This is a genomic window from Aminobacter aganoensis (genome assembly GCF_014206975.1).
Classification (GTDB): Bacteria; Pseudomonadota; Alphaproteobacteria; order Rhizobiales; family Rhizobiaceae; genus Aminobacter; species Aminobacter aganoensis.
Genome location: NZ_JACHOU010000015.1, coordinates 1 through 17,208, shown reverse-complemented (window position 1 = coordinate 17,208; position 17,208 = coordinate 1). Strand labels below are relative to the sequence as shown.

Genomic DNA, 17,208 nt, shown 5'->3' with positions numbered 1-17,208 from the left:
CGGCCTGCCGTCAGGCGACGCCCGACTGGCGGCTGAGCGCCAGGCCGGTGGCCTCGATGCGGCGTACGCCTGGCGTCGACGGTCTCGGCGCCTCGGCCGGGCGGCTTTCGCGGCCGACGAGGCTGGCGATCTCCGACAGCGGCTGGGGCCGGCCGAACAGGAAACCCTGCATCTCGGCGCAGCCCTCGGCGCGCAGGAATTCGAAGTTCTCCTGTTTCTCGACGCCCTCGGCGAGCACCGGGATGCGAAGGTCGTTGGCAAGCAGGATGGTCGCCCGGACGATCGCTGCTGACGCGCTGTCATTGGCCACGTCCTCGACGAAGGAACGGTCGATCTTGACCCTGTCGAAGGGGAAAATCTGCAGCGTCGACAGCGACGAGTAGCCGATGCCGTAATCGTCCATGGCGATGGTGACGCCCAGTGCCTTGAGCTGGCGCACGACATGCAAGGCGCGCTCGCGGTCCTCGATGATGCTGGCCTCGGTGATTTCCAGTTCCAGCCGCGAGGCAGCGAGACCGGTCGCCAGCAGGGTCTCGTGGACGATCCTGGGCAGGTCGGCCTGGGTGAGCTGGGCGGCAGCGATGTTGACGGCGATCTTGTAGGGCCTTCGCCACGTCGCCACTTCGGCGCAGGCCGTTTTCAACACCCATTCGCCGATCGGGATGATCAGCCCGTTCTCCTCGGCGATCGGGATGAATTCCTCGGGGGCGACAAGGCCGCGTTCGCGGTGATGCCAGCGCAACAGCGCCTCGAAAGCGGTCACCTCGCCGCTCTTCATGTCGTGCTGGGGCTGGTAGTAGAGCTCGAACTCGTCGCGATCCAGCGCATGGCGCAACTCGATGGCGAGCGCGCTGCGCTCGCGCCGGCCCTCGTCCATCGACCGGTCATAATAGCAGATCTTGTCGGTCAGCGCGCGCTTGGCGCGATACATGGCAAGGTCGGCGGCACCGATCAGGTCGTCGGCGTCGCCGGCGTGATCGGGATAGAGGCTGACGCCGACGCTGGCGCCGACGGATAACGTCTTGGCCTTGTTGTGGATCGGGTCGAGGACGCTGTCGACAAGCCGGCGCACGAAGCTGTCGACCTCTTGCCGGGAGGCGACGTCCTGCTTGACGGCGACGAACTCGTCGCCGCCGACGCGCGCCACCAGTTCGCCCGGGCCCGTCAGCGCCTTGAGCCGGTTGGCGAGGGTCTGCAGCAGCAGATCGCCCGCATTGTGGCCGTGGACGTCGTTGATTTCCTTGAAGCGGTCGAGATCGACGACGATGACCGCAGCTTCCTTGCCGGCGGCGGCGCTGCGCTCCAGCATTGCGGGCAGGTTGTCGGACAGGAAGGCGCGATTGGGCAGGCCGGTCAGCGGGTCGTGCTGTGCGGCATGGCGGAAGCTGGCGACAAGTTCGCGCTGCGACCTGGCATCCATCGCATAAAGCGTCAGGCCGGCGATGATTGCCATGGTTGCCAGAACGAGAACGGCCAGGAACTCGCTCGAAAACACCTTTGTCGGCACCGGCACCGAGGGATCGGGCACCAATGTTGCCGCGCCCATGCCGGTGAAATGCATGGCGCAGATGGCGAGCACGAGCGCAACCACCGCCATCGGCTTGGCGAAGCGGACGCGCTGGCGCGCGGCCAGGTGCATCGCCAGGGCACCGAAGGCCACGGCAAACAGGATCGAGGCCTCGACCAGGCTGGCGTCCCACTCGATCCGGCCGGCGAATTCGTAGCCGCTCATGCCGGTGTAGTGCATGGCGACGATGCCGATGCCGATCACGGCACCTCCGGTTTCGACCGGCATGCCGTTGGGAGGCGTTGCCGCGAGATGCAGGCCGGCTGCGGTGAAGGCGATGGCGATGAGCAGCGAGGCGATCGTCAGGAGAGGGTTGAACGCCGCCTCGAAAGGCAGCTGGAAGCCGAGCATGGCGACGAAATGGGTGGTCCAGATGGCCGAGCCGCAGGCGACACCCGACAGCATGATCCAGGCAAAGCGGGCTTCCGTGGAAAGGCGAGCGGCACGGTCGAAAAGCCGCATAGTCATGGCCGCGCCGGCGACGCAGACGATCGCGGCAATGACGACGAATGAATAGTCATGCTCGTAAGCAAGACATGAAATGACTTTGAACATCGCACGCCCCAATGTCGGCCAGGACTTCCTGACAAACCCCGGCACGAGTGTTCACAGCAAAGATGAAAGAATTTCCTAATGTAACAGTGCTTTCGCCACAGGGCGATAACTTCGGTGGCGAGGAACCGGATTGCGCCGGTGCGATTTTCCAGCCGGCGCGGCTGCCGGCCTGGCGCCAGCAATCGCCCCGGTTGCGAATCCGGAGCCTATCTCGCAGAAATGGTTGTCGCAGTTCAGAGGGAGCAAGACATGGCCGAGAAGACCAAGCGTTTCGAAGCGACGCTGACGGCGTTGCGGGCCATCCTGATCGTTGCCGTGGCGCTGGTCGCGTTGTTCTATCCGGCGCAGGCGGTGAAGCTCCTGGTGATGGTCGGCGGCGGCCTGTTGCTCGTCGATGGCGTGCTCGGGCTGGCGACGATCGATCATGCGGCGCCGCGGACCACTGGCCACTGGCTGGCATTGGCGCGCAACGTCCTGTCGATCGCCGCCGGCGTGATCGTGATCGCCAGCGGCATCCTGGCCAGCGTCTTCACGCTCTCCTTCCTCGCAAGCCTGGTCGGCGTTCTTGCGCTGGTCGTCGGGTTGATCGAGATGGCGTCGAGTTTCCTCGACAGCGAACGGCAGACGCGGCTGTGGCCGACATTGGTGGGCGGCGCGGTCTATGCCGCCTTCGGCCTGGCGCTGATGTTCGTGCCGCTGACCAGTGCGGCGACGCTGATGCGGATCGCCACCCTCCTGATGCTGCTCTACGCGTTGCTTCTGCTCTATCGCGCATGGCGCATCCGCGCCGGAGCCTGATCCGCTCAGCGCACGGCGGAGAAGCCGGTGAGGAAGGCGGTCAGGTTGTCGCCGAGCGCGTCGCAGAGATAGCCGCCCTCCTGGACGATGACGGTGGGCAGGGCGAGGCGGGCGATCGCGTCGCCGATGCGCGAGAATCCCGCCGTGGTGACCGACAGCCCGCCGAACGGGTCGCCTTCGAAGGCGTCGAGCCCGAGCGCGACGACCAGCGCGTCGGGCGCGAAGGCCTGGATGCGGCGGTCGGCGCGGTCCAGCGCCTCGAGAAACTCGGCGTCGCCCGACTTGCGCGGCAAAGGCAGGTTGAGATTGTAGCCGACGCCAGCGGATTCGCCGCGTTCGTCGGCATGGCCCCAGAAGAATGGGTAGAAGCGGGACGGGTCGGCATGCAGCGACACGGTCAGCACGTCGGACCTTGCATAGAAGATGCCTTGCGTGCCGTTGCCGTGGTGCAGGTCGACATCGAGGATGGCGACGCGCGTTGCGGTCGTCCGCAGCCGCTGGGCGGCGATGGCCGAATTGTTGAAGAAGCAGAAGCCGCCTGCGACCTCGGCAAAGGCATGGTGGCCGGGCGGACGGCAGAGCGCATAGGCGGCCGGTTCGCCGGACATTACCGCATCGGCGGCAGCGACAGCGCTCCAGGCGCTCCAGCAGGCGCTGTCGAAGGTTTCCGCCGAGATCGGGCAGGCGGTGTCGGCCATGTGATAGCCGGCCTGGCCGGCAGCGCCCGCCGGGTAGCTGCCGTTGCGGGCAAAGGGATGGATGTTGGGGATCACCTCGGCCGAGGCACCTTCCATGCGCTGCCAGCGCTCGAAGATGTGGGCCAGGAACTCGATGTATTCGGGCGTGTGGACGGCGGCGATCGGGCTGAGACCGACATTGGCCGGGCGGTGGATCGCCGAGCCTGCGGCGCGGGCGCCCGAAAGCAGGCGCTCGACGCGCTCGGGCCGTTCGGGATTGGGCTTCTGCATCCCCATCGACAGGAAGGCCTTGGGGTCGTGGCGCTTCTGCTCGTCGGCGTAGAAGGTCTTCATGTGCGCTCCCCGATGGCTTCGCACAGCGCGGCAAAGGTCCTGCCGCCTGCAATGTAGGATCGCTGGTCGTGGGTCCAGGCAAAGCCCAGCCCGGTATAGAAGGGATGGGCGCGCTCGTTGTGCTCGTCCACCGCGAGCCGCATGTAGACGCCGCCTTTTTCCCGCGACAGCCTTGCGACGTGGCGCAGCAGCAACTCGCCGATGCCGAGGCTGCGGAAGTGCTGGTCGACATATAGATCCTGCACGAATACGCCGGGCCGCCCGTACCAGGTGGAGAAGATCGGGAAGAACAGGCACATGCCGACGAATTCTTGGTCGGCTTCGGCAATCACCGCTTCGTAGGCCGGATTGTCGCCGAAGCCGAACTGCCGGAGATCCGCCTCGGTGCAAGCCACGCCGTCGGCTTCGCCGATATGCTCGGCAAGCCCGACGATCGCATTCATGAGAAGCGGGGCATCGTCGACCGTTGCCGGGCGAATGGAAACGGCGGACGCCTTGGCCCTGGTCGCATTGTTCATTGGGTCGAAATCCCGAGGACAGGCTGGATTGATAGCATCGGGTGATTTGTGGCGCGCACAATTCGGTCCCTGGCCGGAAGGATCGGGCCGTCATGGTCCGACAGCGTCACGCCTCGACGAGCTTGAGCCGCTTGTCGAACACGCCGAGCACCCGGGCCAGCTCGTGGCCGCGCTTGAGGATGAGGCCGCCGGCGGCAACGACGGAGAAGGCGCCCTGCTTGCGGGCCAGACCCGGGTCTTTGACGATCTGGAACAATGGGGTTTCGCTGGTGCGGCGGAACACCGAGAAGACGGCGCGATCGCTGAGATGGTCGATTGCGTAGTCGCGCCATTCATTGGCAGCGACCATGCGTCCGTAGAGCCTGAGGATCTGGTCGAGTTCCCGTCGCTCGAAAGCCACCGGAAGATCCTGCCGCTCCCGGCGGGCCTCATGAAGCGGGATCACTGCGGATGTCTCGCCATCCTCCGCTCCAGCACCGCGATCCGTCATGAATCGTTCCTTTGCAGAATACGACTACGGCTAAAGAATCGCCCATTCGCGCCCGAATTGCAAGCCGCGGCGGCGAATCAAACCATATGGCGAAGGGGAGTGGACAAGCTTGCCGCAACGGTAACGTTTGCGAGACAGTCTGTTGGAATTGGTGATGACTCGCCACATTCCTGCCGTTTTTTATCCGCGCTGGCGCCCCAATGTCCGACGACTTTACCCCCGTTGCCTGAGACGGTTCGGTCCGGCACTGGCTCGTAAACCCCAAGCCCCCCGCCCACGGGCCCGAGTCGGATCGAACCAACCTCGGTTCTTACTGGAACCAGGTGCGACGATCCCAAAATCTGAAGCCGACGTCTGGCGACAAGCTGGCGTCGGCTTTTTTGCATGACGGTTTCGCCCCGGGGCGGGGCTATTCGTCCGGCCTGCGCACCACGGCCGCGCCAAGGATCGGGCCGGGCAGGCCATCCTTGCCGACCGCCTGCAGCAGCACGGCGCAGCCGCCCTTCTTTTCCACTTCGCTCCTGGGCAGTTCGTAGCGCTGTGTCTTTCCGTGCCACATGCCTGCGGTGTGCAGGTCGGTGACGGCGTTCCAGTAGGTGACCCTGCGGCCCTTGTTCTCGCCCTTCTGGAGGTCGACTTCCTCAGGCGCCTTGTAGTGGACGACCACGACATGCGCGGCACCGGTCGCGCCCTGGGCGGCGCCGACATCGATGGTGTAGGTGTCGGCCTTTTCGGTGACCGTTATGTCGACATTCATGGCCTGGCCGGTCTTGGCGAGGTTGTCGAGCGCGCCGGTCACGTCTTCGCGCTTGGCGCCACTGACGTGGGTGCGGCCATTGATGACGGCCTGCGGCGTGTAGACGGAGCGAGAACCGAAGGCGCGCATATAGGCGTACTGGCGCTCGGTGTTGTCCTTGCTGGCCAATTGGTCCTGCCAGCCGAGATAGTCCCAATAGGTGACGTGATAGGCGAGCGCTACCGTGTCATCCTTGGCGGCGTATTCGGCAAAGAGTTCGTCGGCTGGCGGACAGGAGTTGCAGCCCTGGCTGGTGAAAAGCTCGATCACGCCAAGCGGTCGATCCTTTACCTGGGAATGGGCCGAACCGGCAAATCCGGTGAGGGCCAGCGCCACGGCTGCCAGCCGAAAATATGTGCGAAACTCCATGACCAATCCGGATCCTCAGCCGACGTCACCGGCTTTTCTTATGGTTGGCGAAATATGTGGCAGATGCGCCATTCAACGGGAAGTCACGTTGCGGTGAAATTTTGCCGGGCATGCATTTCCGCTGCGTCACCTACGACATGCGCAATTTCCTGTCGAAAAATGCTTCGACGAGGGTAGGATCGGGGACCGGCGGGGGAAGCATCGATGCTGGAACAGCTAAGCCAACATGTCGACCTTTACTGCGAGCGGCTGAGTCCCGGCCTCTGGGCCGAACCGCTCAATGCGGTCAGCAACCTCGCCTTCTTCGCCGCCGGCCTGTGGGGTGTCTGCGAGGCGCGGCGGCGCAAGGCCGGCGTCTTCGCCGAGGTGCTGGGCTGGTGGGTGGTGGCGATCGGCATCGGCTCGACGCTGTTCCATACCTTCGCCACCGAAGCCACCAAATGGGCCGACATCCTGCCCATTGCCGGATTCACGCTTGCCTATACGCTGTTCAACCTCAGGCGTTTTGCCGGCATGGCGTGGCCGAAGGCGCTTGTCATCTTTTTCGGCTTCTACATCGCGGTCGGCCTGCTGACCTACTTGGTGCCCGACTGGCTGCGCGAAGCTTCGAACGGCACCACCGGCTACCTGCCGCCATTCCTGGCGCTGATCTTCTTCGGTTGCGTGGTCATCGCCAAGGGCAGTGCCGCCGGCTGGTACAATCTGGCCGCCGCGGCGATCTTCCTGGGCTCGGTCACCTGCCGGGTGCTTGATCCCCTGGTCTGCGACGCCATGCCGATCGGTACGCATTTCATGTGGCATGTGCTCAACGGGCTGATGCTCGGCGTGCTGATGGCTGCAACGACGCGCCATGCAAAGCCGCGGACAGAGTCTCGTGCGATGTCGGGAGCCGTGGGCGCCTGGCAGTGAGCGGGAGCAGTGAGGCAGCCTTGCCGGTCAGGCAGAGGCTGCCGGCTGTGCGTGCCGTTCGGCCCAGCGGTCGAGCCATTCGCTGCCCTGCATCTCGATCAGGCGCGACGAGGTGCGGTCGAACTCGAAGGCCTCATGGCCGCGCTTGCCGGCATAAAGCTTGTCGGGCGTGGCGGCAGCGCTGAGCACCAGCCGTACATTCTGGTCGTAGAGCGTGTCGATCAAGAGGATGAAGCGCTTGGCCTCGTTGCGGTTGGCTTCGGCCATGACCGGCACGTGGTCGACGAAGATCGTCTGGTAGTGCGCAGCAATGGCAAGATAGTCGCGTGCCGCCAGCGGCTTGTCGCAGAGGTCGGCGAAGCCGAAGCGCGCGCAACCGCCGACCGCAGCCGGCACCTGGACCTTGCGGCCCTTGACGGCGACGGTCGCAGGCTGGGCCGGAGCGCCATGGGTCACCGCCGCCCACGCCTTGTCCATCGCCTTGTCGGCGGCTTCGCCGAGCGGGCTGAGATAGACCGGAACACGGTCGAGCTTTTCCAGCCGGTAGTCGGTGTCGGCATCGAGATTGAGGACAGCGGCGTTCTGCTCGAGCATGGCGATGAAGGGCAGGAACAGCTGGCGGTTCAGGCCGTCGCGGTAAAGGTCCTTCGGCGCCACGTTGGAGGTGGCGACCAGCACCACGCCGAGCCCGAACAGCGCTGCAAAGAGCCGCGACAGGATCATCGCGTCGGCAATGTCGGTGACCGAAAACTCGTCGAAGCACAGCACCCAGGCCTCTTCGGCCAGCGCTGCGGCGACAGGGGGTATCGGATCGTCGTCGCGCGAGGTGCCGTTCTTGCGCGCCGCCCGCTGCTTCTGGATGCGGTCGTGCACGTCGGCCATGAAGTCGTTGAAATGGACGCGGCGCTTGTGCTTGACCGGCACCAGCTCGAAGAACATGTCCATCAGCATGGTCTTGCCGCGGCCGACGCCGCCATAGACGTAGAGGCCCTTCACGGGCTCGCGCTGGGGCTTGCGCTTGGCGAACAGCCAGCCAAGCGCGCTCGACTTGCGCGCCAGGCGCTTGTCGGAAATCTCATCGATCAGCTTGTCGAGGGCAGCGACGATGGACAGCTGCGCCGGGTCGCGGCGGACGTTGCCGAGCTCGACGAGATGGTCGTAGCGCTGCCTGACGGTCACATGGGTCTGCAGGCCGTCACGCAGGTGCATGGTTCACTCGGGTACGAATTCGAAAGTCTGCTTGCAGCGCCAGGCGTCCGTTGGACGCGCAAGGACGCTGCAGCATTTCAACTATGCATGATCCTGTCCGAAAATCGATTTCGATTTTCGGGTCATGCATCAGCGGTTGAGCGAGATCGGCAGGCCGTTGGAGGTCTGGCCGTCGAAGCGGCCGGCGCCCGACGAATAGAGCCGTGCCAGCGGCGAGCCGCCTTCATCATAAAGCGTCAGCTGCTTGCCGGCGACGTTCCACGACTTGACGCCGTCGACCGGTGCCGGGCAGCGCAGCGGGCCGGCCCGGAAGCCCTGGCCGAACTTGGTCTGCGGCGTCGCCACCTTGCAGCTCTGGCCGGAAACCGAAGCGCTCCACACACCAGCGACGCTGGCCGCGGTGAGGTCGGGCGCGTTGGCGGCAGCGGCGCCACCGTCGGCGGGCAGTGCCGCGACCTGGGTCTGCTGCTGGGGTGCCGCCGGGAACTGCGAGGCGCTGGCGGCACCGGGCGCCGCGGGCGGCGGCAGCTGGCCGCTGGTCACCGTGCCGGCAGGAGCCGCGGGCAGCGGCGCGGGCTGGGTGTCCATCGAGGAAAGGCGCGTACTGGTGCAGCCGGCCGCCGTCATCAGCGCTACCAGCGATGCGGCCAGCAGGCCGGTTTTCGAAAAAGCCATTGCAGTCCCTCCGTCGGGGCAGTTCTGGGGGCGCCCCCGCGCGATCGATAGCTCGCCTCTAAAGCGGCGAAGTTGGCAGAATTTCAACCCGATATGGTTAAAATAGGGTTTGCGTATGAACTTGTTGCAAAATTGTCTCAAGAGGCCGGCGTGCCGCGAGACTGGTAATTGCACGATGTTTCCGCCATATAGGCGCCGAACAGCCACGAGAAATGTCTGCCATGGCCAGTGAGGCCCCTTTCGCCAAGATGAACGGGCTCGGCAACGAGATCATCGTCGCCGATATGCGCGGCCGCGCCGACCGCGTGACGCCTGCCGCGGCGATTGCGCTCGCCGCCGATACGGCGACCAGGTTCGACCAGATCATGGCGATCCACGACCCGCGCACGCCGGGTACGGTCAATTACATCGAGATCATCAATTCCGACGGCACCCATGCCCAGGCCTGCGGCAACGGCACGCGCTGCGTGGTGCAGGCACTGTCAGCCGAGACCGGGCAGAAGGTGTTCACCTTCGAGACGGTTGCCGGCATCCTCAATGCCGAGGAGCACGAGGACGGCACCATCTCCGTCGACATGGGCGTCCCACGCTTCGGCTGGCAGGACATCCCGCTGGCGGAAGAATTCCGCGATACCCGCGCGATCGAGCTGCAGATCGGGCCGATCGATCAGCCTGTGCTGCACTCACCCTCGGTCGCCTCGATGGGCAACCCGCACGCCATCTTCTGGGTCGATGACGATGTCTGGTCCTACGACCTCGACCGCTTCGGGCCGCTGCTGGAAAACCATCCGATCTTTCCCGAGCGCGCCAACATCTCGATCGCCCAGGTGACTTCGCGCGAAACGCTCAACCTGCGCACCTGGGAGCGCGGCGCCGGCCTGACGCTGGCCTGCGGCTCGGCCACCTGTGCGGCCGCCGTCTCCGCCGCCCGCACCGGCCGTACCGGCCGGACGGTCACGGTGACGGTGCCGAGCGGCGGGACGCTGAAGATCGACTGGCGCGCCGACGACCACGTGGTCATGACCGGCCCGGCCGAGTGGGAATTCTCCGGCAGCTTCGATCCGGCCACCGGCGGCTGGACCCGTGACCGGCAGGACGTCGCCTGATGGCGGTCGATGTCGTCACTTTCGGCTGCCGCCTCAACACCTACGAATCCGAGGTGATGAGGCGCGAGGCCAAGGCTGCAGGGCTGGAAGAGCTCAAGGGCGGCGCTGTCATCTTCAACACCTGCGCGGTGACCAGTGAAGCGGTGCGCCAGGCCAAGCAGTCGATCCGCAAGGCGCGGCGCGAAAACCCGGACGCGCGCATCATCGTGACCGGTTGTGCGGCGCAGACCGATCCGGCGGCCTTTGCCGACATGGCAGAGGTCGACCTCGTGCTCGGTAACGAAGAGAAGCTCAAGGCGCACAATTACCGGGCGCTGCCGGACTTCGGCGTCAACGATTTCGAGAAGGCCCGCGTCAACGACATCTTTTCCGTGCGCGAGACGGCGGGCCACATGGTGGACGCGATCGAGGGCAGGGCGCGTGCCTTCGTCCAGGTGCAGAACGGCTGCGACCACCGCTGCACCTTCTGCATCATCCCTTACGGTCGCGGCAATTCGCGCTCGGTGCCGATGGGGGCGGTGGTCGAGCAGATCAAGCGGCTCGCCGGCAACGGCTATGCCGAGGTGGTGCTGTCGGGCGTCGACATGACCAGCTACGGCGCCGACCTGCCGGGCGCGCCGCGTCTGGGCAAGCTGGTGCGGACGATCCTGCGCCAGGTGCCGGATGTTCAGCGCCTGCGGCTTTCCTCCATCGACTCCATTGAGGCCGACGAAGACCTGCTCGAAGCCGTCGCCACCGAGAGCCGGCTGATGCCGCACCTGCACCTGTCGCTGCAGTCGGGCGATGACATGATCCTGAAGCGCATGAAGCGACGGCATCTGCGCGACCAGTCGATCCAGTTCTGCACCGATGTGCGCAAGCATCGCCCCGATATCGTCTTCGGCGCCGACATCATCGCCGGCTTCCCGACCGAGACCGACGAGATGTTCGAAAACTCGATCCGCATCGTCGAGGAGTGCGGGCTGACCCATCTCCACGTCTTCCCGTTCAGCCCGCGCGAGGGCACGCCCGCCGCGCGCATGCCCCAGGTGCGCCGCGACATCGTCAAGCAGCGCGCCGCCCGCCTGCGCGCCGCCGGCGACGTCGCCTACACGCGCCATCTCGAAAGCCTCAAGGACTCGCACCAGAAGGTGCTTGTCGAGCGCGAGGGGCTCGGGCGGACGGAAGGTTTCACGCTCGTTGCCCTCGACCGGGGCGTGGCGGGCGAAATCATCGAGGTCGACATCGCCGGGCACGACGGCGAGCGGCTGACAGCGGCACCGGCCGCCGCGCGCGCGGCCTGACGAAAGCGACCGCATGGCATTCGGGTTCATCAAGAAAGTCTTCTCCTTCGGCAAGAAGGAGACCGTCGAGCAGCCGGCCGAGGACGAGGTCCTGCCGCCGCTGAATTTCGACGCGCTAGAAGCGTTGAAGCCGACGGAAGAGGTGGCGGCCGAGACTCCCTCCCCCTTGAGGGGAGGGTCGATCGACGAAGTCGATCGGGGTGGGGTCGTCGCCGAGTTGGAGGTGACCCCCTCTGGTCCTGCGGACCATCTCCTCCTCAAGGGGGGAGAGGACGCCGCGCCTGAGGAGCCGAAGCCCGAACCCGCACCGGAAACGCCGCCGACGCCGCCTGTGGTGCCCGAGCCAAAGCCGGCCGAGCAGCCCGTGCCGGTCGAACCCGCGCCGCAGCCGGCGCCGCCGGAAGAGCCAAAGCCCGCTCCGGAACCGGAAGTTCCCGCCGTCGAGCCGGAAAAGCCTGCCGAGCAGCCCGCGCCTGCGCCGAGCCCGGTTGAGCCGGAGCCTGCGCCGGCAGAGGTCCCGTTGCCGCCGGCGGAGCCATCCACGCCCGAACTGCCCGAGGAGGTTCCTGCCCAGCCGACGCCTTCGACGCCCGAGCTGCCGAGCGCGGGGGAGACGGCTGCGCCTGCGATTTCCCTCCCCCTTGAGGGGAGGGTGGCCGCAGAGCGGCCGGGTGGGGTTGCGGAATCGTCGGACGCGACGCCGAGCATTGTGGAGATGACGCCGAGCGCGGCGGAGACGACCCCCTCTGGTCCTTCGGACCATCTCCCCCTCAAGGGGGGAGAGGAGGTTGCGCCGGCTCCTGTCGAACCGTCGGCCGCTGTAGCGGAGCCAAAAACGTCCGCCGGCAAGGTGACGGTCCAGAAGAAGGTCGAGCAGAAGGCCGAGGTCGTGGAAGTGGCCGCGCCTGCGCCGCGCCAGAGTTGGTTCCAACGCCTGCGCCAGGGCCTGTCGCGGTCGTCGAAGGAGCTGTCGGGCAACATCGCCGGCATCTTCACCAAGCGGAAGCTTGACGAAGACACGCTGCAGGATCTGGAAGACGTGCTGATCCGTGCCGATCTCGGTGTCGAGACGGCACTTCGCGTCACCGACGCGCTGGCATCGAGCCGCTACGGCAAGGACGTCTCCGACCATGAAGTCCGCTCGATCATGGCGGTCGAGGTCGAAAAGGTGCTGAAGCCGGTGGCGCTGCCGCTGGAGCTCGACCTCACGCACAAGCCGCATGTCATCCTGGTCGTCGGCGTCAACGGCACCGGCAAGACCACCACCATCGGCAAGCTCGCCGCCAAGCTGACCGAGGGCGGGCTGTCGGTGATGCTCGCCGCCGGCGATACGTTCCGTGCCGCTGCCATCGAACAGCTCAAGATCTGGGGCGAGCGGACGAAGTCGCCCGTCATCGCCACCAAGCTCGGCGCCGACGCTGCCGGCCTTGCCTACGATGCCTTCGAGCAGGCCAGGGAAGCGGGATCCGACGTGCTGATCATCGACACCGCCGGACGCCTGCAGAACAAGGCCGAACTGATGGCCGAACTCGAGAAGATCGTGCGCGTGCTCGGCAAGCTCGATCCCGAGGCGCCGCACACGGTGCTGCAGACGGTCGACGCCACCACCGGCCAGAACGCGCTCAGCCAGGTCGAAATCTTCCGCAACATCGCGGGCGTCAACGGCCTGGTGATGACAAAGCTCGACGGTACGGCGCGCGGCGGTATTTTGGTCGCAATCGCCGCCAAACATAAGCTGCCGGTCTATTTCATCGGCGTCGGCGAACAGGTCGACGACCTCGAACCCTTCTCGGCAAGCGATTTCGCCAAGGCGATCGCAGGAGTCGCCTGACCCATGAATGCACCGATCCTCGAAAGCGATCCTTCGGACCCGAAAACCAAGAAGGAAGAGATCAGCCCGCTGCTGAAGCTGGCGCTGGAACTGGGGCCGCTGGTCGTGTTCTTCTTCGCCAATGCGCGCGGCGAATGGCTGGCGACGCAGTTTCCGACGCTGGCCGAGCTCGGCGGGCCGATCTTCATCGCCACCGGCCTGTTCATGGCGGCAACCGCGATTGCGCTGATCGCCTCGTGGCTGTTGACCCGCTCGCTGCCGATCATGCCGCTGGTGTCGGGCGTCGTCGTCTTCGTCTTCGGCGCGCTGACGCTCTACCTGCAGGACGACGTTTTCATCAAGATGAAGCCGACCATCGTCAACACGCTGTTCGGCGCGATCCTGCTGGGGGGCCTGTTGTTCGGCAAGTCGCTGCTCGGCTACGTCTTTGCCTCCGCCTTCCGGCTCGACGCCGAAGGCTGGCGCAAGCTGACCTTCCGCTGGGGGCTGTTCTTCCTGTTCCTCGCCGTGGTCAACGAGGTGGTCTGGCGCTCGTTCTCGACCGACACCTGGGTGGCGTTCAAGGTGTGGGGCATCATGCCCATCACGCTTCTGTTCACATTCAGCCAGATGCCGCTGATCATGCGCCATTCGCTGGAAGAGCATTCGCAGAAATAGGAGAGCCGCCGTGGAGTTCATCACCGACCGTGAGGCGCTGCGCCAGCATTACCGCGCGCCCGGCGACGGCGCGGTGAAGAAGGAACTCCGCCTTCTCGACCGTCATGCAACGAGTTTCCTGGCGCGCAGCCCGTTCGTGCTGATCGGCTCGTCCGACGGCAAGGGCAACGCCGACGTCACGCCCAAGGGCGACAGGCCGGGCTTTGTCGCCGTGCTCGACGACGCCACCATCGCCATTCCCGACCGGCCGGGCAACAACCGGCTCGACACGCTGGAAAACGTCGTCGCCAACCCGGCCGTGGGCCTGCTGTTCCTGATCCCGGGCATGAACGAGACGCTGCGCATCAATGGCGATGCACGGATCACCGCCGACATCGGGCTGCGCGAGCAGCTCGCCGCCGAAGGCAAGCCGCCGGTCACCGTCATGGTCGTCGCCATCAAGGCGGTGTACATGCACTGCGCCAAGGCGTTCATGCGTTCCGAGCTGTGGCTGCCCGGAACCTGGCCCGATCGCACCAGCCTGCCGACGCTCGGGCAGATCCTGCACGACCAGCTGGCGCTTGCCGACAATGCCGAGGCACTCGACCGCTCGCTCGACGAATCCTACCGAAAGAGCATGTGGTAGCGGCCATCGGCCAAGCCATGCCGGCGCGTTGAGGCTTCGTTAACTCGATATGCGTCAGTCGCAATGCTGCGTTGCAGCATCTTATTTTGCGGCGCAGCAGTTCCTATGTCATCGTCGAATTGATCAGGGAGGTCAAATCGCGCCGCACCAGCGGCATGACGAAAGGAACGACGATGTTTTTCGACAGCCTTCTGACCCGTGCCCGCGAAAGCGCTTCCAAGCGCAAGCAGTACAAGCGCCTCGTCGCCGAGATCGACGGCTTTTCCGGCCGCGACCTGGCCGACATGCGCGCCGACCGCAGCGAGATGCTGTACCAGGCCTTCAAGCAGGTCTACGGCTAAGCGGGCGACGAGGTCGCCGTCGGACATGGCGGGCAGCCTGGCCCGCGCTACGGCTCATTGGGAAGCCGCGGCTGCCTTCTCGATCTCGGGCATCAGCGTGGCCGCCACCGTTTCGGGCGACATCGGGCCGACATGCTTGAACGCGATCTTGCCGTCCTTGCCGACGAGGAAGGTTTCCGGAATGCCGTACACGCCCCAGTCGATCGCGGCGCGGCCGTTGGGGTCGACGCCAACCGCCTTATAGGGATTGCCGAGGTCGCCGAGGAAGCGGCGGGCGTTCTCCGGCTTGTCCTTGTAGTTCAGCCCGACAATGGTCAGCCGCTCGTCCTTGGAGAGGCCGACGATCACCGGATGCTCTTCGCGGCAGGGCGCGCACCATGACGCCCAGACGTTGACCAACGTCACCTTGCCGATGAATTCGGCCGAGTCGAGACCGGGAAGCGAAATGCCTTCGAGCGGCGGCAGCACGGTCTTGGGCGCGGCCTGGCCGATCAGCGCCGAGGGCACGACCGACAGGTCGCGGCCGGACAGCAACTGCATCAGGAAAACGACCGCGAGCGCCAGGAAGAGCAGCAGCGGCAGCAGCACGAACAGCTTGCGCGGGCGGGCCGGCTTTTCGGTTTCCATCGTCATGCCGCGGCGCCGCTGCGGTCGGAGCGGCGGCGATGGCCTGCCGCCTCGAGTTCCGCCAGTTCGCGCTTGCGGGCGCGCTGGTCGACGAGGATCCAGACGATCAGTCCGGCGATCGCCAGCGCCGAGACGCCATAAGCGGCGGCGACATAAAGGGCATGCGCGCTCATCGGGCAGCCATCCGCTGGCAGAACTTCATCATGTCGACGCTTGTGACCATGCCCTTCACTTAGCTGCGGCTGTGGCGCCGTGCAATTGGACGCCGCGCCGCACCGGGGGCAGTTGAAGCGATCGTGATCAGTCGGTGCCCGAGCGCAGAGCTATGGCCGCGGCCAGCGGGCCGATGACGGCGAGGAACATGGTCAGTGCGCAAAGGATGAGAAACGGCGGCATGAACGGGTCGGGGTCGTTGACCGCGCCGTAGCTGGCGGTGACGCCGAAGATCAGCACAGGAATGACCAGCGGCAGCACCAGCACCGAGATCAGCAGGCCGCCGCGCGGCAGGGCGACGGTGACGGCCGCACCTGCGGCGCCGACGAAGACGATGGCCGGCGTGCCGACGAGAAGGGTGAGGGCTGCGGCACCGATGCCGAGCGGCTGCATGTTCACGAACAGCCCGAGCAGCGGGGCGGCGACGACCAGCGGCAGCACGCTGGCGCTCCAATGCGCCAGGCATTTGACGAACACGGTCAGCGCCAGCATGTGGCGGTCGGAATTCAGCACCAGGAGATCGAGCGACCCGTCCTCGCGGTCGGCCTGGAACAGCCTGTCCAGGCCGAGCAGGCTGGCCAGCAGCGCGCCGATCCACAGGATGGCCGGGCCGATGCGGGCGAGCAGGTTGAGGTCGGGGCCGACGCCGAAGGGGATGGTGACGATGACGGCGAGGAAGAACAGCACGCCGGTCAGCGCCCCGCCGCCGGAGCGGATACCCATCCTGAGGTCGCGAAGGTAGAGGGCTAGCATGGGTGCCCTCCGGCGAATTCCAGGAGGCCAGAGGGGGGCAACGTAGCGCGCAAGCGTGGGTCAGCCATGCGCTCGCCCCATCTCCAGCGCCGTCGCTCCGCCCAGCCCGAGCGGCAGGTGGGTAGCGGCGGCAACGATGCCGCCGGCGGCGCAATGGGCCTTCATCAGTTCGGTGAAGCGCGCTTCCGAGGCGTTGTCGAGGCCGGCGGTGGGTTCGTCGAGAAGCCAGACCGGGCGGTGGCTGACCAGCAGCTTGGCGATCGCGGCACGGCGCTTCTGGCCGGTCGAGAGGTAGCCGAACGGCAGGTGGCCGAGGCCGCCGAGGTCTACCTGTTCGAGCGCATCGGCGATGGAGAGCCTGCCGTCGCCGGAAAACCGGCGCCAGAAGGCGAGGTTCTCGTCGACTGTGAGGGCCGCCTTCATGGCGTTCTGGTGGCCCAGATAGTGGCAGGCGGAGGCAACCGTCGGGAAATCCTCACCGCCGCCCTCGATGGCGATTCGCCCGTGGAGGTGCGGCAGCAGGCCGGCGATGACGCGCAGCAGGGTCGACTTGCCGGAGCCGTTGGGACCTGTGACGACCAGGCTCTGGCCGTCCTCGATCGCAAAGCCGATGCCGGCGAAGACTGCTTCGCCGCCGCGCTCTCCGCTGAGATTTTCGGCGATCAGCCGCATTTTTCCCCCGTCGCCGAAGCCGTGTCCCGCTGCCTTGCGTCACAGCAAAATAGGCGAATCTCCGTCTAGAACTATTCCAATTAATTCTCTATATGCCAGTCGACGATGCCAGCGGTCGGCATGGTAAAGAGAATATGCGCCGAACCAGCGCACGCGCCGCCTTGAACGGCTCGGGTTGCTTGG

At 65.9% G+C, this 17,208-nt stretch carries 19 protein-coding genes; 8 read left to right on the top strand and 11 right to left on the bottom strand.

Annotated features, from left to right (window positions below; translation table 11 throughout):
* Positions 1-10: 10 nt before the first annotated feature.
* A complete protein-coding gene (locus tag GGR00_RS21530) occupies positions 11-2,122 on the bottom strand; it encodes a putative bifunctional diguanylate cyclase/phosphodiesterase (protein ID WP_184701068.1) in 2,112 nt (703 codons plus the stop codon).
* Positions 2,123-2,371: 249 nt separating this feature from the next.
* Between GGR00_RS21530 and GGR00_RS21525 the strand changes: the two genes are divergently transcribed.
* Positions 2,372-2,920, top strand: coding sequence for a DUF308 domain-containing protein (locus GGR00_RS21525; RefSeq protein ID WP_055972780.1), 549 nt, complete (start codon positions 2,372-2,374; stop codon positions 2,918-2,920).
* Positions 2,921-2,925: 5 nt separating this feature from the next.
* Here the strand turns inward: GGR00_RS21525 and GGR00_RS21520 are convergent, their stop codons facing one another.
* From GGR00_RS21520 to GGR00_RS21505, 4 genes are all read right to left on the bottom strand, one after another.
* A complete protein-coding gene (locus GGR00_RS21520; protein WP_184701065.1) occupies positions 2,926-3,951 on the bottom strand; it encodes a histone deacetylase family protein in 1,026 nt (341 codons plus the stop codon).
* A complete protein-coding gene (locus GGR00_RS21515) occupies positions 3,948-4,469 on the bottom strand; it encodes a GNAT family N-acetyltransferase (RefSeq protein ID WP_184701064.1) in 522 nt (173 codons plus the stop codon). Before GGR00_RS21515 ends, GGR00_RS21520 begins: the two co-directional genes overlap by 4 nt.
* A gap of 106 nt (positions 4,470-4,575) precedes the next feature.
* Positions 4,576-4,959: a DUF2794 domain-containing protein gene (locus GGR00_RS21510; protein ID WP_055972773.1), complete on the bottom strand. Its 384-nt coding sequence runs from the start codon at positions 4,957-4,959 to the stop codon at positions 4,576-4,578.
* Between the two features lie 409 nt (positions 4,960-5,368).
* On the bottom strand, positions 5,369-6,124 hold the full coding sequence (locus GGR00_RS21505; RefSeq protein WP_055972770.1) for a DUF1223 domain-containing protein: 756 nt from the start codon (positions 6,122-6,124) through the stop codon (positions 5,369-5,371).
* Positions 6,125-6,328: 204 nt separating this feature from the next.
* On the opposite strand from GGR00_RS21505, the gene GGR00_RS21500 reads away from it, so the two are divergent.
* Positions 6,329-7,033, top strand: coding sequence for a ceramidase domain-containing protein (locus GGR00_RS21500; RefSeq protein WP_184701062.1), 705 nt, complete (start codon positions 6,329-6,331; stop codon positions 7,031-7,033).
* A 27-nt stretch (positions 7,034-7,060) separates the two neighbouring features.
* Here GGR00_RS21500 and zapE read toward each other — a convergent pair whose 3' ends face one another.
* Both zapE and GGR00_RS21490 read right to left on the bottom strand, forming a co-directional pair.
* On the bottom strand, positions 7,061-8,242 hold the full coding sequence (zapE, locus tag GGR00_RS21495; RefSeq protein WP_184701060.1) for a cell division protein ZapE: 1,182 nt from the start codon (positions 8,240-8,242) through the stop codon (positions 7,061-7,063).
* Between the two features lie 129 nt (positions 8,243-8,371).
* Positions 8,372-8,917, bottom strand: a complete 546-nt coding sequence (locus GGR00_RS21490; protein ID WP_055972763.1) for a protease inhibitor Inh/omp19 family protein — start codon at positions 8,915-8,917, stop codon at positions 8,372-8,374.
* 221 nt (positions 8,918-9,138) lie between these two features.
* Between GGR00_RS21490 and dapF the strand changes: the two genes are divergently transcribed.
* The 6 genes from dapF (at position 9,139) to GGR00_RS21460 (ending at position 14,760) form a co-directional block, all read left to right on the top strand.
* A complete protein-coding gene (gene dapF / locus GGR00_RS21485) occupies positions 9,139-10,023 on the top strand; it encodes a diaminopimelate epimerase (RefSeq protein WP_184701058.1) in 885 nt (294 codons plus the stop codon).
* A complete protein-coding gene (gene mtaB, locus GGR00_RS21480) occupies positions 10,023-11,306 on the top strand; it encodes a tRNA (N(6)-L-threonylcarbamoyladenosine(37)-C(2))-methylthiotransferase MtaB (RefSeq protein WP_184701056.1) in 1,284 nt (427 codons plus the stop codon). The genes dapF and mtaB overlap by 1 nt, the downstream gene beginning before the upstream one ends.
* A 13-nt stretch (positions 11,307-11,319) precedes the next feature.
* The gene (gene ftsY / locus GGR00_RS21475; protein WP_184701054.1) at positions 11,320-13,137 is read left to right on the top strand and encodes a signal recognition particle-docking protein FtsY; all 1,818 of its coding nucleotides are present in this window, start codon (positions 11,320-11,322) and stop codon (positions 13,135-13,137) included.
* 3 nt (positions 13,138-13,140) lie between these two features.
* Positions 13,141-13,794, top strand: a complete 654-nt coding sequence (locus tag GGR00_RS21470; RefSeq protein WP_055972752.1) for a septation protein A — start codon at positions 13,141-13,143, stop codon at positions 13,792-13,794.
* 10 nt (positions 13,795-13,804) lie between these two features.
* A complete protein-coding gene (locus GGR00_RS21465; RefSeq protein ID WP_184701052.1) occupies positions 13,805-14,419 on the top strand; it encodes an MSMEG_1061 family FMN-dependent PPOX-type flavoprotein in 615 nt (204 codons plus the stop codon).
* Between the two features lie 86 nt (positions 14,420-14,505).
* Positions 14,506-14,760 carry a hypothetical protein gene (locus GGR00_RS21460; RefSeq protein WP_055972746.1) on the top strand — a complete coding sequence of 85 codons (255 nt, stop codon included), beginning with the start codon at positions 14,506-14,508 and terminating at the stop codon, positions 14,758-14,760.
* Between the two features lie 54 nt (positions 14,761-14,814).
* On the opposite strand, the gene GGR00_RS21455 is transcribed toward GGR00_RS21460, so the two are convergent.
* From GGR00_RS21455 to ccmA, 4 genes are all read right to left on the bottom strand, one after another.
* On the bottom strand, positions 14,815-15,393 hold the full coding sequence (locus tag GGR00_RS21455; protein WP_055972743.1) for a DsbE family thiol:disulfide interchange protein: 579 nt from the start codon (positions 15,391-15,393) through the stop codon (positions 14,815-14,817).
* On the bottom strand, positions 15,390-15,560 hold the full coding sequence (gene ccmD, locus GGR00_RS21450; RefSeq protein ID WP_184701050.1) for a heme exporter protein CcmD: 171 nt from the start codon (positions 15,558-15,560) through the stop codon (positions 15,390-15,392). Before ccmD ends, GGR00_RS21455 begins: the two co-directional genes overlap by 4 nt.
* A 127-nt stretch (positions 15,561-15,687) precedes the next feature.
* Entirely contained in the window at positions 15,688-16,353 is a 666-nt protein-coding gene (gene ccmB, locus GGR00_RS21445; protein ID WP_184701048.1) for a heme exporter protein CcmB, read from the bottom strand.
* Between the two features lie 60 nt (positions 16,354-16,413).
* Positions 16,414-17,025: a heme ABC exporter ATP-binding protein CcmA gene (gene ccmA, locus GGR00_RS21440; protein WP_184701046.1), complete on the bottom strand. Its 612-nt coding sequence runs from the start codon at positions 17,023-17,025 to the stop codon at positions 16,414-16,416.
* Positions 17,026-17,208: the final 183 nt, after the last annotated feature.